The sequence below is a fragment of the Proteiniclasticum sp. C24MP genome, from assembly GCF_043951855.1.
Taxonomy (GTDB): Bacteria; Bacillota; Clostridia; order Clostridiales; family Clostridiaceae; genus Proteiniclasticum.
The window spans coordinates 1-16,020 of the sequence record NZ_JBINJW010000019.1 but is presented as its reverse complement, the minus strand read 5'-3'; the positions used below and the strand labels follow the sequence as shown (position 1 = coordinate 16,020).

The following is a 16,020-nucleotide window of genomic DNA, read 5'->3' as shown; positions in this document are numbered from 1 at the left end:
ATCATAAGGAAACAGCGGACATGAACCTCTGAAATCGGTTCATATCCGCCATATATGGTTATCCTTCCACATGCACTCTTTCCATGAGCTCTTCCAGGCTCAGCATGGAGACCGCATCATGGACATAGGATTTGAATGTCCTGATACCGTCTTTCTCCTTCATTCTATCTTCCGCAATTTCCGAAGCCACTCCCATGACCGCCGCACCTAAGGTGGCACTCAGGAAGTAGTCCTTCGTAAGGCCGGAGTAAGTCGCCATGATGGAAGCCACGGAAGAACCGGCTCCACAGATTTTCTTGAGTCTTGCATTCCCGTTTGAAACTCTTGCCACTCTTTCTCCATCTGTGATGATATCCGTCTTCCCCGTCATGACCACCACCGTATCCAGCTTCTTTGCCAGTTCAATGCAGTACTTCTCTCCATCCCGTTCATCCTCAAAGGAATCAATTCCCTTGTTCTTTGTGTCATATCCCAGGATGAATTTGATTTCACCGAGATTACCCTTGAGAATGGATACCTTCACCTTTTCAAGAAGATGGCTGATGGCATATTTTCTGAAAGAAGATGCTGTGATGGCAGCAGGATCCAGAATCACCGGAACACCTGCTCTATTGGCCGTGATCCCCGTCATGGTCATGATATCCAGATATTCTCTGTTAATGGTGCCGAAATTCATCACCACGGCATCAGAGCCTGAATACTCCACCATTTCATGGGCTTCCGAGATCTCATCTGTCAGAACTGGTGATCCTCCGGAATGAATGCACATATCCACCAGGTCCAGAACTGTGACGTAATTGGTCAGAAAACAGACCAGAGGATACCTTTCCTCAAACTTCAATGCATAGAGTTTTCTCATCTCTTCCTTCAGTTTCATAGTATCCTCCTAAACCGCCAGATCCTCATAAGCAACATCAACGATATCCGCTCTTTCTCTTACCTGCTCATTGGTCAGAATGGAAAGTGTATCTAGAAGATGATGCTTGTAGGTGTAATATCCGTCTCCCTTTTCTCTCATGGTATCGGCAATCTCTCCCGCAATTCCCATGATGATGACACCCGTCATGGCACTGTAGAAGTAATCATCCGTGACACCACTGAAGGTGCCGACAAGAGCGCCTATGGTGCATCCGGTACCGATGACCTTTGGAAGGTTTTCCGATCCGTTTCTGATGCGTGCTACACGATTTCCATCACTGATCACATCTTCTATGCCTGTCATAGCCACTACGCAGTTATACTTCTTCGCCAGGGCAACCACATACTTCTCCGCTTCCGATTCATCTTCATTGGAATCCACCCCCTTGGATGTGGTTTCCACCCCAAGGCACGCCTTTACTTCTGCAAGATTTCCCTTGATTACGGAAATCTTAAGTTCCTCCAGCATTCTTCTTATGGAAGCTGATCTAAAGGGTGTCGCTCCGGCTGCCACTGGATCAAGAATGATGGGTATGCCCAGCTCAGTGGCTTTCCTTCCCGCTTCGATCATGGCATTGACCTGCTTGTTGGTCACAGTTCCGATGTTGAACACCAGAGCATCCACCTTGGCGTATTCCACCACTTCAGCCGCATCAATGGGATCATCTGTCATTACAGGTGTTCCACCGAAGTAGGATGTGATGCTGGTGAGCTCATTGGCGGTGACATAATTTATCAGGAAATCCACCAGTGGATTCTCCTGCTTGGCTTTGTCCATTAGTTTTATAATCTGATCTATATGCTTCATTAGTAGTTTCCTCCAGAATCGATATTTTTCCGTGCAATTCTCTGCACGATAGGAAAGTATATAGACAGAACCTCCTGAAGACAAGGACATCACGAAATTATAATACTCTGTTCAGAATCTTTTCACCGGTTTCTCTCTATATTTCGCTCATTACGGGTGAATGAGCGAATTCTTTATCATGGAAAGACAGGTCTGGACTTCCTTATCCATACGCAAAGAAACATCCTATGATTTTCAAATCATCAGAATCTCAGACTTTCATTCGAAAATTATCATTTCAATCTAATTCGTTATTAATTTAACGAAAATAACGATTTTATACTCTGTTTCCACTGTTTTCCTCCAGCAAAAACATTGCAATAGAATTTCAAATTCACTGAATTATTCAGTTAATTTATCAACTTTTTAAATATGTAACCGTTTAATTCTACATTTATTATAATTGTGTTATTTTTATCACAATATTTTAAGAGATTCCATTGACTCTTCATTTTTCCGGTGCTATGCTTTTATTGTCAATAAATTAACAAAGGATGTGTTGAAAATGAATCCGATCACCACAGTAGAGGAACTGGAACTTTCCATGGAGGACCTCAGAGCACAGCAGCAGAAATTCGCCGCTTTCTCCCAGCAGCAGGTGGATGAAATCTTCAGGCAGGCAGCACTGGCTGCAAACAATCATAGAATTCCCTTAGCCAGAATGGCTGTTGAAGAAACAGGCATGGGCATTGTTGAAGATAAGGTCATCAAGAACCACTTTGCCTCTGAGTACATCTACAATCAGTATAGAAATGATAAGACCTGCGGTGTCATCGAAAGAGATGATTCCTTCGGTCTGGTCAAGATCGCTGAACCCATCGGTGTGGTGGCGGCGGTGATCCCTACCACAAATCCCACCTCTACCACAATCTTCAAAGCGCTTCTTGCCTTAAAGACAAGAAACGCCATCATCTTTTCTCCACATCCCAGAGCAAAGAAATCCACCATCGCTGCAGCCCAGGTCATTCTTGACGCCGCTGTAAAAGCTGGTGCACCAGAAGGCATCATACGCTGGATCGACAAGCCTTCTCTTGAGATGACACAGAAGGTCATGTCCTCTTCTGACATCATCCTCGCCACCGGTGGTCCTGGTATGGTGAAAGCAGCCTACTCCTCCGGAAAACCCGCCATTGGTGTTGGTGCCGGTAATACGCCAGCCATCATCGATGAGACTGCCCATATCAAAATGGCCGTGAGCTCCATACTTCTTTCCAAAACCTTCGACAATGGCGTCATATGCGCTTCAGAGCAGTCCATCATCGTAGTGGATGAGGTTTATGAAGCAGTGAAGAAAGAGCTGTCGGAAAGAGGTGCCTATCTTCTGTCTCAGGAGGAAACCGAGGCAGTTCGAAAGATCATCCTGAAAAATGGAACCATCAATGCAGATATCGTAGGTCAGAGCGCATCTACCATCGCTTCCCTTGCAGGCCTAGAGATTCCAGAAAGCAGCAAGGTGCTCATCGGAGAAGTGGAAAGCATCACAGAGGAGGAACCCTTTGCCCACGAGAAGCTCTCCCCCATCCTCGGCATGTACAGAGCTTCTGATTTCCATGATGCCCTGGAGAAGGCGGATGCGCTGGTCAAGCTTGGCGGATTCGGACATACTTCCGTTCTCTATACCGACCAGATCCGATCCAAGGACCGTATGGAGACTTTCGGAAACCGCATGAAGACAGGCCGAACCATCATCAACATGCCTTCTTCCCAAGGAGCCATAGGGGATATCTACAATTTCAGACTGGCACCTTCCCTTACCCTGGGCTGCGGAAGCTGGGGCGGAAATTCCGTCAGTGAAAATGTAGGTGTAAAGCACCTTCTGAACATCAAGACAGTGGCAGAGAGGAGAGAGAACATGCTTTGGTTCAGAGTTCCTGAAAAGATCTACTTCAAATACGGAGCACTTGAAATCGCACTGAAAGAACTGAAAGACATGAAGAAAAAGAAAGCCTACATCGTGACCGATAAGGTGCTTTATGATCTTGGCTACTGCAATCAGATGATTCGGGTGCTGGAAGAGCAGGACATCGACTTTCGAATCTTCACCGATGTGGAACCGGATCCGACCCTTGCCACAGCGAAAAAAGGGGCAGAAGAGATGCTCAGCTACAAGCCTGATGTGATCATCGCTCAGGGTGGAGGATCACCCATGGATGCGGCGAAAATCATGTGGACCCTCTACGAGCATCCGGAAGTCCGTTTCGAAGACCTGGCCATGCGCTTCATGGACATCAGAAAGAGAATCTATCCCTTCCCGAAGCTTGGTGAGAAGGCCACTTTCATCGCTGTACCCACCACATCAGGAACAGGTTCCGAAGTGACACCTTTCGCCGTCATCACCGACGAGAAGACCGGCGTCAAGTATCCCCTGGCAGACTATGAACTGACACCGGATATGGCCATCATCGATACGGAGCTGATGATGAAGATCCCCAAAAGCCTCACCGCAGCATCGGGATTTGATGCTCTGGTTCACGCCATGGAAGCCTATGTCTCTGTTCTGGCATCGGAATACACCAATGGTCTGGCCCTGGAAGCCATCCGCCTCATCTTCAAATACCTCCCTCTGTGCTATACGGAAGGGGAAACCAACGAAAAAGCCAGAGAGAAAATGGCTCATGCATCCACCATGGCAGGCATGGCCTTCGCCAATGCTTTCCTCGGTGTCTGTCACTCCATGGCCCATAAGCTTGGCGCTTTCCATCATGTATCCCATGGCCTTGCCAATGCGATGCTCATCGATGAAGTGGTCCGGTTCAATGCGGAGGAGAGTCCGGTGAAGATGGCTGCATTCCCTCAGTACAAATACCCGAACATCACTTTCCGATATGCAAGGATTGCCGATTATCTGGGACTAGGTGGAGATACCGAGGAAGAGAAAACAGAGCTTCTCATTGAAGCTCTGGATGAACTGAAGAAGAAGCTGGATATCCCGTCCACCATACAGGAACTGGGTGTGTCAGAGAAGAAATTCTTACGTTCTCTGGATGACATGTCCTCTCAGGCTTTTGATGATCAGTGCACAGGAGCGAATCCAAGGTACCCTCTGATCCGTGAAATCAAGGAAATGTATCTCAATGCCTACTACGGAAAATAGAATAGCAAATAAAACAGAAGGTGAATTTTTCGGATTCACCTTCTGTTTTATTTGCTTATATATAAATGGGCGTTTTCTCCATCAGGCAGCCATTTTGCCTTCCTGCTTCTCCTTGATGAAGGTTATTCTTGCGAATAATCCGAAGCAGAGCAGCGCAAACAGTATACCTACAGGATATGCGATGGTCATGCTCAGCTTGAATCCTTCCGGCGCCATGAGAATATACGTCATACTCACAGCAGACATGAAGGTTGCCGGAATGGATGCTGTCCAGGAATTCTTCTTGTTTCTGAACAGATAGACAGCTCCAGCCCATAATGCCATCATAGCAAGGGTCTGATTGCTCCAGGAGAAATATCTCCAGATCATCTGCACATCCATCTGAGTCAGTACTGCACCGATTCCGAGAATGGGCAGTGTGAGAATAAGTCTCTTCTTTGCATCTTTCTGATCCACATTGAACCAGTCAGCGACAACCAGTCTTGCACTTCTGAACGCCGTGTCTCCTGAGGAGATCGGACAGGCGATTACGCCGATCATGGCAAAGACGGATCCTACTGGTCCGAGAAGCTTGGAAGTAATATCATAGACCACTGGTCCCTGACCGCCAAGCTCTGTCATTGCTGCCAGAAGACCACCAGTGGATTCATAGAATGCAACACCAGCAGCTGCCCAGATCAGTGCAATGACCCCTTCAGTAACCATGGCTCCGTAGAAGATCTTTCTGCCGTCTTTTTCTGAATTCATGCATCTGGCCATGATCGGAGACTGCGTGGCATGGAATCCTGAGATGGCTCCGCAGGCCACAGAAACGAACATCATCGGCCAGATTGGCGTGTTCTTGGGATGCAGGTTTGCCAGTGTGATCTCAGGAATGGTATATCCCTGAAGGATGATTCCACCCGCAACACCCAGTGCCATGAAGATAAGGCTTAATCCGAAAATCGGATAGACTTTACCGATGATCTTATCCACCGGAACAAAAGTGGCAATGAAATAATAGACGATGATCACAACCAGCCAGAAGGACTTGGTCAGTGTATCCGGAGTCAGCATGGCAAGCAGCGCAGCTGGTCCTGTGGAGAATGCAACGCCCACAAGAACCAGAAGGACCACTGAGAATACTCTCATGATCTGCTTCATTGTAGGTCCCAGATAGATTCCCACGATTTCCCCGATGGTCTTTCCGCCATGACGCATGGAAATCATGCCTGACAGATAGTCGTGTACCGCACCAGCGAAAATGGTACCGAAAGTGATCCATAAAAATACGGAAGGTCCCCAAAGTGCTCCTGCAAGCGCTCCGAAGATCGGACCTAAGCCTGCAATGTTCAGAAGCTGAATGAGAAATACTCTCCATACAGGCATGACGACATAATCAGATCCGTCTGCCATGGAAACTGCAGGCGTAACTCTCTCGTCTGGTCCGAAATTCTTTTCCGTGTACTTACCGTAGATGAAATATCCTCCGATGAGGATCGCAAGACAGATTAAAAATGATACCATTGATACATCCCCTTTTCATAAATTATGATTCACACAACAACAGAAAAATATCATGACTTATACTCTCTGTTAAATTATTAATAATTTATGTACATGGTATCACAGTCATCCAATAATAAACCCCGTTTCGTGTAAAGGTTATCACAAAAACGGGGTGAAATGCTTATTCTCGTGCGTCAAATGCAGATTAGTTCTCTTAACTGTCTTATGGTCCTTCTGCTCACTGGCAGAACCACATCCTTGAATCCCTTAAGTCTCACCGAATAAGTGCCGTTGAACCAGGGAGAGATTTCAGTGATGTAATCCAGATTCACAATATAGCTTTTCTGGATTCTGAAGAATCCCTTGCTCTGTAATCTTTCCTCATAGTAATTCAAGGTGTTGTTATCGGTATATTTTTCATTCTTCGTATGAATGACGCAGACACGGTTCTGTGATTCGATGTATACCACATCCTTCAGGCAGACCATGATTGTCTTCTTTTCAACGATCAATGGAATTCTGGCGATGCCGCTCTTTCTAATATCCGGAAGCTCGGCTCTTTTCTTCTCATGATACCTTTCCATCATCTGCTTCACCTTGTCTTCAGAATAAGGTTTCAGAAGATAATACAGGGCTTCCACTTCAAACGCTTTCTCTGCATAGGTATTATAGGCTGTGGCAAATACGATTTCCGCTTCAGGCATCAGTTTGCGTGCCGTGGAAGCAAGGGTTGTCCCACTGATATCTCCAAGATTGATATCGATGAAAAGCAGATCATAGCGCTCTCTTGAAAAATGGTCCAGGGCATCCTCCCCACTGCTGATCTGGGTGAACTCCGCATCCTTCTCCACCATTCGGAGCAGATATTCCAGTTCTCCTCTGGCAGGTTTTTCATCATCTATTATTGCAATTCTCATGTCATTTTCCTCCATCATGATGACTGCCTATTCTCCGGCAGCTCGATCCAGTATACGCTCCGATTTAGGCGCCTTGATCTCTATGGTCGTTCCTTCATCGCTGGTACTGATTTTCAGCCCGCGATCCACTCCGAACATATACTTTAGTCTTCTGTTCACATTGCTTAATCCTATGTATTGATTGGACGGGTTTTCATCATTGAGACTGCTGACTATCTCCTGTGAAATACCATGACCGTTGTCCTTCACCGTAATGATCACATCTTCCCCAAGGGAAACCACTTCTACACTGACTTCTCCTTTTTTTCGCTTCATGGCGCCATGGATGATGGCATTCTCCACGATGGGCTGAAGAATCAGGCAGGGCAGCTGGCAGTCCAGATTCTTCTCCACATGCATATGGAGTTCCAGTCTTTCATCGAATCTGGCTTTCTCAAGCTGCATATAGGCTTCCACGTATTCCATCTCTTCATAGATGCTGACACAGCTGTCCTTGGTTTTGATGGAGTTTCTGAAATACCTGGCGAGGGCTATGAGAAGCTCTCTGGCCTTGTCCGGTTTCTCCCTGCAGAAAGCGCTGATGGTATTTAAGGAATTGAAGATGAAATGCGGATTGATCTGAGACTGCAGCGCACGATACTCCACTTTTCTTAAGATCTCTCTCTGCTTCACCATTTCCGCCAGTCCGAACTGAACAGAAAAGAACTGAGTAAGCCCTTCCACAAATTCGCTGACGGACTGATAGGTGAACTGATATTTATTTGTGAAAAGAATCATTGTACCGATGATTTCATCGTTCCGGAAGATCGGCGCTCCGATGGCGACCTTGTTTTTCATAAAGGGCAGGTTCAGATGCTCATTATGTCCTTCATCCGTCGAAACCACAGTTCTTCTCTCCATGATGACTCCAGCCATCCTTATGAGCTCCTCGTGATCCTTCCTTGACACCTTACCGGAACTGCTGATCACTTCCTGCCCGGTTGTGAATGCGACGCCTGGATACCCTGAATTCGAGATGATGATTTCACCGATCCGATCCAGGCTCTCTTTTTCATAGGAACCCTTACTTAAGATAGGAAGACATTTTTTCGTGATTTCAAAAGTCATGGTGGTATTCTTACCGATCTCATAAGCCTGCTCGATGAATATATTCTTGAAGATCTGAATGAAGAACACCATGCCGATGCTGTTGAACATGATCATGGGAAAAGCGATGGCACTGACAAGACTCCATGCTTCGCTGAAGGGTCTTGCCACAATCAGGATAATGACCATCTGCAGAATTTCAGCCACAAAGGTCAGAAGGAATACTTCAGATTCCTTGTATTTATTGACCTTGATGTGATTATAGGCAAGGGCGGACAGCCCTCCCTCCACCATGGTCGAAATGGCACAGGCCAATGCCGTGATTCCATTCACGTCAATGAAGTATCTGTGAAGGCCTGCAATGATGGAAGCACCGATCCCCACCACCGGACCGCCGATGATTCCTCCGGCGATGACACTGATCACTCTGGTATTGGCTATGGCACCATGCACTTCATAGCCGGTCAAGGTGGAGATGATTCCGATGATCCCGAAAAGGAGAATCAGAAAGATCTGTTCTCCAGCGGATTTCCTTTCCCCGGTGATGAACCGCCTGATCATTCTGAAACGAGATAACATCACGGCGATGATGACCAGAAGACCAATATTCAGAATGACACTTCTTATGATTTCGATATCCATAGCTTTTCCCACTTTCTATACATTTTCATCTCATTATAGATTGGATGGAGGGGTAAAATCAATCTGCTGCAGAATTTTCACTGTTTGAGAAAACGGCAAAAAAAAAGAAGCAGCTTTTCCTTGAGAAAAACTTCTTCTTCATGCCAGATCATTTTACGGCATAAAAAAGCCGCTATACTGATGGCGGAGAGAGAGGGATTCGAACCCTCGGTACCCGTAAAGGTACGCCGGTTTTCAAGACCGGTGCCTTAAACCAACTCGACCATCTCTCCATGAGTATAGCGACAATATGTATTATATCAACATAAAAAAAGCATGTCAATGAGTTTCTAGAAGAAAATGGAAGTTGTGTCAGGAAAAACACAACCCCCTTCTTCCACCTTTTCAGTCTATCTGATCAGTGCTTCCCCCTTGAGATAAGGTCTCAGCGCTTCAGGAATCGTTACGGTTCCATCTTCATTCTGGAAGTTTTCAAGAATGGCTGCCACGGTTCTTCCGATGGCCACACCTGAACCGTTCAGCGTATGCACGAACTTCGGTTTGTCCTTCTGGCTTTCCTTGTATTTGATGTTGATTCTTCTGGACTGGAAATCCTCGAAATTGGAGCAGCTTGAGATCTCCACATAACGGTTGTAGCTTGGCATCCATACTTCAATATCGAACTTCAGAGCAGCTGTGAAGCCTAAGTCCCCTTTGCAGATTCTGACGACTCTGTAGGGAAGACCCAGTCCCTGAAGTACTCTTTCCGCATCTTCCACAAGCTTATCCAGCTCCGCATAGGAATCTTCAGGCATTGTGAACTTCACAAGCTCCACCTTGTTGAACTGGTGCTGCCTGATGAGTCCTCTTGTGTCTCTTCCTGCAGAACCCGCCTCTGCCCTGAAGCAGGCAGAGTAAGCCACATGCTTGACCGGAAGATCCTCCACCTGGAAGGTTTCATTTCTGTACATGTTTGTCACTGGCACTTCCGCTGTAGGAATCAGGAAATAGTCGTCTTCTGTCAGCTTGAAGGCATCCTCTTCAAATTTAGGAAGCTGTCCTGTTCCTGTCATGGACTGACGATTGACCATGAAGGGTGGCATCACTTCTTCATATCCGTGGTCTGTGTGGGTATCCAGGAAGTAGTTTATGATGGCTCTTTCGATTCTCGAACCATATCCTTTGAGGAAAGTGAATCTTGAACCTGTTACTTTTCCTGCACGTTCAAAATCCAGAATGTCAAGGTCTGAACCGATGTCCCAGTGTGCTTTGGGATCAAACTCGAACTTTCTTGGTTCTCCCCACTTTCTGATTTCCACATTGTCTTCATCGGTATTTCCTGCTGGTACATTCTCATTAGGAATATTTGGCAGTCTCATCATGATGTACTCGATTTTTTCATCCAGATCTCTGACCTTATTGTCCAGCTCCTTGATGGTTTCTCCCAGTGTCTTCATCTCAGCCATGATCTCCGACACATCTTCCCCGGCTTTCTTCTTCTTTGGAATCTCTGCTGATACCTGATTCTTTCTTGCTTTGGCTGTCTCAACCTCCACAAGAGTCAGTCTTCTCTCTTCATCTAAAGCGACTACTTTATCAAAATCGGATAGATCGATGCTTTCTCCTCTGTCGCTCATGAGCGCTTTGATTTCTTCCGTGTTTTCTCTTATTCTTTTGATGTCTAACATTTGCTTCACTCCTTCTTGTAAAAATATATATAAAAAAGAGTCCTATCATCCTGAAGGGACGATAGAACTCGTGGTGCCACCCTAATTCGATGGACAAAAGGTCCATCCTTCATAAAGATAACGGTCTTCTCCGTACTGCGTTTACAGTCCCTCAGAGGTGGATTCCTAAAATTTGAACTGCAGATTCACACCAGCCATCTGCTCTCTTTCTGATTCTCATCCTAGTACTAGTCTCGTCAACGGTTTATTTCAATTTATTATAGCCTTAAGTCCTGTAAAGGTCAACTCTCAATGGACTTCGTCACGATGATATTCACACCAGTATTCAGGATATTGCTGCAGATGATGTCTCCTCTGTCCAAGGGCACCCCCACATAGATTCTGGATAAAACCTTTGAGATCTCAATAAAGTGACTGCGGTCAATGGGCTGATCGCTCTTCACCGGAACCATGGCGTGATGCTCGGAGCCCTTGATTCTTATGACACTGGTATAATACTCGCTTTTCATTCTTCTGTTCTCCTTTAAATGGAATCGAATTCCTTGATTCTTGCAAAGATGATCTGAGAGTCTTTCTTGTCGTTCATGATTTCCAGAGGACTCTTATGAAGCTCTCTGGCAAGGATACTGATCACCTTCGTCAGGCAGTAGGATCCCTGGCATCTGCCGAAGATGGTCCCTGTTCTTCTTCTTACCCCTTCAACAGTTCGTGCGCCCATGGGTCTTCTTATGGAATCCACAATTTCGCCTTCTGTCACGTTGGAGCAGAGACAGACCATTTTTCCGTACTTCGGGTCAATCTTGATGATCTCGTTTCTTTCTTCATCGCTCATTTCTCTGAAACGGTAGTATTCTCTTCTCTTCACTTTGAAATCATTGTTCGAAGTAGCCTTGAACTGCTTCAGAACCAGTTCCACCGCATCACTGGTCAATGCGGAGAATACATTGTCCACCGCATAGTTCTTCGCCTGGATATGGATGTATCCGTCTTTTTCATACTCGGCATCGATCATGATGGGTTCCGCCCAGTATCTGCTTTCATTGATGATATCCACTCTTTCCGGAGGGAAGGGCCCGATGACACTTTCCACTTCCTTCTTCATCTGAGAGAACTCTTTGGAAGACCCTGTCTGCAGTGTTGCCAGCAGTTTGTTGGTTGATGTGGGTACAAGAGTGATGACTTCTCCGTTGTCCTTGTATTCCTTGATGATGTGCTTCACTTCATTACTGAAATCCTTCTCCACTAGCATATTTTCCACAATGCCTTCTCCGCCTACAACTTCAGAATCCTTCTTAATGGTGTACTTATCACCGAAGGTGGTTCGTACAACCACCCTTGCTGTATAGCGGTTCTTGTTGGTTGTAACCTTGACGCCACCACGTGGCAGATCCTGAATATCAAGGACCTCTTCTTCCACTCTGAAGCTCACACCGTTATCATAGGCGATTTCAGACATGGCCGTGGCATAGTCATACGGTGAGATGACTCCGGTATTCATGGAATAGATCACATAGCCCTCATGGGGTTTGATGTTGTGATTCATCTTGTTGGCTTCCTCTGACTTGAGCAGAGAGATCCCTTCGATTTTTCTCTCCAGTGCTCTTTTGTAGATTCTTTCGGCTTCCTTTTCGCTGGGATATACGGTGAAAGACGGGACCTTTTCATAGAAAACATCCAGCTCCTCTGAAAGACTGTCCAGTTTCTGATTGCTTCTTCTGATCAGCTCAAAAACCCGATCTTCCTCGATGTCTTTTCCATCCAGAATCAGAGAAGAGTTGAACAGTGCCACATCTTCCGCGATATCGAAATTCTTCTCGATGACACCGATATTCAGATTGTATTTGCATAACTCATATGCCATGGAGCAGCCGATAAGGCCGCCTCCAAGGATGATTACATCATAGTCCATCTATATTCCTCCTACTCCTACTGATCAAACATGGACTCCAGAACACGTTTCAGCTCCTCCATGAGTCTTCCGTATTCCGCCCAGTCTCCTGCTCTCTGTGCTGCAGTGGCCTGATCGAACAGATCGTTGGCTTCTCTTGCCAGTCTCTCTTCCACAACGCCTCCTGGGCCTTCCTGCTCCTCACCCACTGTGAAGTCGAAGAGCTGTCCCAGAGTGCTCATGAAGGTGTCTCCGATGACGATTTTATCATCATTGGAGAGTACGTACCGCTTGATTTCAGGAATGGAGTTTTCTCCTTCTGCCACCAGATAAATCGGTACCACATATAAAAGACTGTTCTCGATGGGTGCAATGACCATATCTCCGAATTCAACCGCTGACCCTCCACTGTCAAGAAGTGACAGCTCCTTTGAAATCTCCGGATCCTGATTCAGCTTGTTTCTGAAAAGGTAGGGACTTGAAACGGTCTTCTGCGGTGGGAACTTGTATTCCACCAGCTGTCCGTAATGATCTCCTTCCATTCTCACATTGACGATGGCCACCATATTCTCTTTTCCTTTGATGGTATAGTACTCGGTAAACACCAGTTCCAGTCCCTGTTCATCCCCAAAGGAGGTGAAGAGAGAGTAAGGTTCCTGAGCCACTTTTTCCTGATCGTTTGTGGTGGTGACCTTCGATTTTTCCCACACATCTTCACCATTGTAGAAAATACCCGCATCCGTCACATGATACTGTTCAAGGACAGTTGTCTGCATCTCGAAAAGATCTTCCGGATATTTGATATGTTCTCTCAGAGGTTCCGGCATGTCGTTCAGATCCTTGAAAAGGCCTCCGAATATTCTGTTGTAGCTTATGGCAATGGGATCCTCGGGATCTGCAAGGTAGAAATCCACATCTCCTGTATAGGCATCCACTACGACCTTCACGGAGTTTCGAACATAATTGATTCCATTGAAGGTTCTTGCATTTGGATATCGGTCGGTTATGGTATAGGCATCAATCATCCAGTACACCTTACTGTTGGCCACAACCAGATAAGGATCTGAATCGTAGGTCAGAAATGGTGCTATGCTGACGACTCTTTCTCTTATGTTTCTTTTTCTTATGATACTGGAATTCTCATCAATCAGAGAGGAGATGAGAATCTTCGGTTCTTTCTCTTCTATGGCGTAAAGGAGCCTGTTCAGGAAACTGAGCCTTATGCCCGCATCTCCTGTATAACGATAGGTTTCATTCTCTCCGCCTTTGGGATAATCAAATTCATCATATTCCGTACCGACAATCACGTAATCCGAAACCAGTTCTCCGAAATAGATTCTGGGATTTTCAATTGGAATATCCGTGTTGTTCGTGGTAGGAATGTCCTTCATCAGAAAGTCCGGCTGCCCCTGGGAGGTGGCTGTGCTCGAATCCGACATGACCACACCGTATCCGTGGGTATAGAACAAGTGCATATTCTGCCAGGTATCGGGTGAAATGAGATTTCTGTCGATTTCTCTTGCAGATAGGAACACCTGCTTCTTCTCTCCGTTGATGACATATCTGTCCACATCCACGTCATTGAAGTCATAGTAGCCTCTGATGACCTGAGCCTGCTTGATGAAATCAAGCGTATGACGATAGGAATTGATCTTGATGCTGTCCACCACGTCTCTGTTCTCATTGATTTCAGTAGCCGTGATATCCTTATCCGCTTCAAACTGCCTGATTTCCACATCATTGATTCCAAACGCCTGTCTTGTCATGTTGATGTTGTTTACAATATAGGGCCGTTCTGTTTCCAGCTGGTTGGGATTGACCACAAGTGCTTCCACAGCGAAAACGGCAAGGACTCTTATAATGGAAAGGGCGAAGATTCCAAGGACAGGATAAGCTATGAGATTGATTTTCTTCTTCAAGATTCCGTAAGCCACTACAATGGCAGAAACTGCCGACAGCAGCGCGATGATTCGAAGAAAAGGCACATTGATCTTGATATCTGTATACCCCGGTCCATAGACGACACCAGATTCATTGAACATCACAAGATACGAATCCATGTAGTACTTCAGCGCCAGAAGAACCATGAACAGAGAAATAAGCATGGCAAGCGCTTTGCCTGCAAACTGGATGAACCCGCTTTTGATCACATGGAGAATCCCTCTCGCGTTTCTGAAATTAAGCCTGTTGAAGGAACTCTTTGCGGCAATCAGAAGATAAATCAGTACCGTCAGGAGCACAAGAAGCACTACTACCGAAATGGCCATGGATACCAGAAACTGATACATGGGCAGTCTGAATACATAGAAGGAAATATCCTTACTGAAGACAGGATCCACCTGATTGAAATCCACACTGTTGAAGTACTGGAGAATCACATACCAGTAGTCTGATGCCAGTCCATAGGAGACGATCAGAAAAAAGATTCCTGAAATGGTATAGACATAGCGGTTTCTCGTTCTGATCTCCGCTTCGGTTTTCTTTGGATAAGATATTGAATCATATTTCTTCGCTATACTTTTATAGTAAAGGATCGAAATAATATAAAAAACAAGAAAAATCGGAAGGGTCAGACCGGCTATGGCCAGTGCTCTGGTCAGATATGTCCTTGTATATCCCACCTCATCAAACCATTGCAGATTTGCAATGATATGCGTAGAGTTGAAAAGAAGGATCAGCAGAACCAGAATGATTCCGAAGATCAGATAGATATTCTTCTTGCCTCCGAATAGTTTTTTCCACTTGAAATTAAATTTAAAATTGGGATTGATGTCAATTTTCATGTGATGTTTCCTCCAAATCATTTATTGCAGTCGTCTCAATAGCGCTCATCATATTTTTTCAGCAGATTGTGATAGAACTCAAGCTCCTCATTCTTTCTGGCGGCAATCTCCTCTTGCGTTTCCTGGTGGGTACCAACCAGATCATAAAAAAGCGGTTCCTTGAAAACATCCTCTTTGCGCAGGATCTCTTCTCCCCATGGGCCATGGTGTCTGAAAGATCTCATGAATTCGAATTTCTCAAACAAAGATCTTTCCTGAAACAGTTTATCGACCATCACCGCAAGACTCTTCTCCACTATATTGAGGGGTCTTCTGATCTTACCGATATCATGAAACAGTACCGCTTTCAGGAAACTTCCGTTCTCAGTGGAATCCAGCTCCTGCAAGACACCTTTCGCCACAAGGATCGCATGAATCTGCTCGGATCTCTGAAGTTTTCCGAAAAGATCCATTTCCTTTTCATTCAGATAGCGTATAAGGAACATCTGATCCACTGCCTGAAATCCGTAGCTTATATTCTGTAGAAATTGTCTGACTCGCTTGACCATCATTACCTCATTCTCTGCTAAAGGATTTCAGCGTTCTCTTACTATATTATAATTATAATCTAAAATAGGGCATAAATTGCTTTGTTTAGAGAATATTAATGGAACATATAAAGAATTGAACGACAAATTCCCTTCGGTTACG

Annotated in this window: 11 protein-coding genes, 1 tRNA gene and 1 other annotated feature; of the genes, 1 reads left to right on the top strand and 11 read right to left on the bottom strand. The window is 45.5% G+C overall.

Annotated elements, in window-relative coordinates:
* Positions 1-58: 58 nt before the first annotated feature.
* Together thiM (ACHAL6_RS11625) and thiM (ACHAL6_RS11620) are read right to left on the bottom strand one after the other, a co-directional pair.
* Positions 59-877 carry a hydroxyethylthiazole kinase gene (thiM, locus tag ACHAL6_RS11625; RefSeq protein ID WP_395270839.1) on the bottom strand — a complete coding sequence of 273 codons (819 nt, stop codon included), beginning with the start codon at positions 875-877 and terminating at the stop codon, positions 59-61.
* A gap of 9 nt (positions 878-886) precedes the next feature.
* A complete protein-coding gene (thiM, locus tag ACHAL6_RS11620; RefSeq protein WP_395270838.1) occupies positions 887-1,726 on the bottom strand; it encodes a hydroxyethylthiazole kinase in 840 nt (279 codons plus the stop codon).
* 511 nt (positions 1,727-2,237) lie between these two features.
* Between thiM (ACHAL6_RS11620) and adhE the strand changes: the two genes are divergently transcribed.
* Positions 2,238-4,859 (top strand): bifunctional acetaldehyde-CoA/alcohol dehydrogenase, encoded by a 2,622-nt coding sequence (gene adhE, locus ACHAL6_RS11615; RefSeq protein ID WP_395270874.1) that lies wholly within the window; start codon positions 2,238-2,240, stop codon positions 4,857-4,859.
* An 81-nt stretch (positions 4,860-4,940) separates the two neighbouring features.
* Here the strand turns inward: adhE and ACHAL6_RS11610 are convergent, their stop codons facing one another.
* From ACHAL6_RS11610 to ACHAL6_RS11570, 9 genes are all read right to left on the bottom strand, one after another.
* On the bottom strand, positions 4,941-6,365 hold the full coding sequence (locus ACHAL6_RS11610) for a carbon starvation protein A (protein WP_395270837.1): 1,425 nt from the start codon (positions 6,363-6,365) through the stop codon (positions 4,941-4,943).
* Positions 6,366-6,541: 176 nt separating this feature from the next.
* The gene (locus ACHAL6_RS11605) at positions 6,542-7,264 is read right to left on the bottom strand and encodes a LytR/AlgR family response regulator transcription factor (RefSeq protein ID WP_395270836.1); all 723 of its coding nucleotides are present in this window, start codon (positions 7,262-7,264) and stop codon (positions 6,542-6,544) included.
* A 27-nt stretch (positions 7,265-7,291) separates the two neighbouring features.
* Entirely contained in the window at positions 7,292-8,992 is a 1,701-nt protein-coding gene (locus tag ACHAL6_RS11600; RefSeq protein ID WP_395270835.1) for a LytS/YhcK type 5TM receptor domain-containing protein, read from the bottom strand.
* 181 nt (positions 8,993-9,173) lie between these two features.
* Positions 9,174-9,264, bottom strand: a tRNA-Ser gene (locus tag ACHAL6_RS11595).
* A 117-nt stretch (positions 9,265-9,381) separates the two neighbouring features.
* Positions 9,382-10,659: a serine--tRNA ligase gene (serS, locus tag ACHAL6_RS11590; RefSeq protein ID WP_395270834.1), complete on the bottom strand. Its 1,278-nt coding sequence runs from the start codon at positions 10,657-10,659 to the stop codon at positions 9,382-9,384.
* Positions 10,660-10,710: 51 nt separating this feature from the next.
* Positions 10,711-10,908, bottom strand: a binding site (T-box leader).
* Between the two features lie 32 nt (positions 10,909-10,940).
* Positions 10,941-11,168, bottom strand: coding sequence for a DUF1667 domain-containing protein (locus tag ACHAL6_RS11585; protein WP_395270833.1), 228 nt, complete (start codon positions 11,166-11,168; stop codon positions 10,941-10,943).
* Positions 11,169-11,182: 14 nt separating this feature from the next.
* Positions 11,183-12,568, bottom strand: coding sequence for an FAD-dependent oxidoreductase (locus ACHAL6_RS11580; protein ID WP_395270832.1), 1,386 nt, complete (start codon positions 12,566-12,568; stop codon positions 11,183-11,185).
* Positions 12,569-12,585: 17 nt separating this feature from the next.
* The gene (locus ACHAL6_RS11575; RefSeq protein WP_395270831.1) at positions 12,586-15,330 is read right to left on the bottom strand and encodes a UPF0182 family protein; all 2,745 of its coding nucleotides are present in this window, start codon (positions 15,328-15,330) and stop codon (positions 12,586-12,588) included.
* Between the two features lie 35 nt (positions 15,331-15,365).
* Positions 15,366-15,881, bottom strand: coding sequence for an HD domain-containing protein (locus tag ACHAL6_RS11570; protein ID WP_395270830.1), 516 nt, complete (start codon positions 15,879-15,881; stop codon positions 15,366-15,368).
* Positions 15,882-16,020 lie beyond the last annotated feature (139 nt).

Excerpts from the sequence above, each read along its gene's own strand:
- ACHAL6_RS11600 (WP_395270835.1), bottom strand. The coding sequence starts at position 8,992 with ATGGATATCGAAATCATAAGAAGTGTCATTCTGAATATTGGTCTTCTG.
- ACHAL6_RS11605 (WP_395270836.1), bottom strand. The coding sequence starts at position 7,264 with ATGAGAATTGCAATAATAGATGATGAAAAACCTGCCAGAGGAGAACTG.
- ACHAL6_RS11575 (WP_395270831.1), bottom strand. The coding sequence starts at position 15,330 with ATGAAAATTGACATCAATCCCAATTTTAAATTTAATTTCAAGTGGAAA.
- ACHAL6_RS11610 (WP_395270837.1), bottom strand. The coding sequence starts at position 6,365 with ATGGTATCATTTTTAATCTGTCTTGCGATCCTCATCGGAGGATATTTC.
- serS (WP_395270834.1), bottom strand. The coding sequence starts at position 10,659 with ATGTTAGACATCAAAAGAATAAGAGAAAACACGGAAGAAATCAAAGCG.
- thiM (WP_395270838.1), bottom strand. The coding sequence starts at position 1,726 with ATGAAGCATATAGATCAGATTATAAAACTAATGGACAAAGCCAAGCAG.
- ACHAL6_RS11580 (WP_395270832.1), bottom strand. The coding sequence starts at position 12,568 with ATGGACTATGATGTAATCATCCTTGGAGGCGGCCTTATCGGCTGCTCC.
- ACHAL6_RS11585 (WP_395270833.1), bottom strand. The coding sequence starts at position 11,168 with ATGAAAAGCGAGTATTATACCAGTGTCATAAGAATCAAGGGCTCCGAG.
- thiM (WP_395270839.1), bottom strand. The coding sequence starts at position 877 with ATGAAACTGAAGGAAGAGATGAGAAAACTCTATGCATTGAAGTTTGAG.
- ACHAL6_RS11570 (WP_395270830.1), bottom strand. The coding sequence starts at position 15,881 with ATGATGGTCAAGCGAGTCAGACAATTTCTACAGAATATAAGCTACGGA.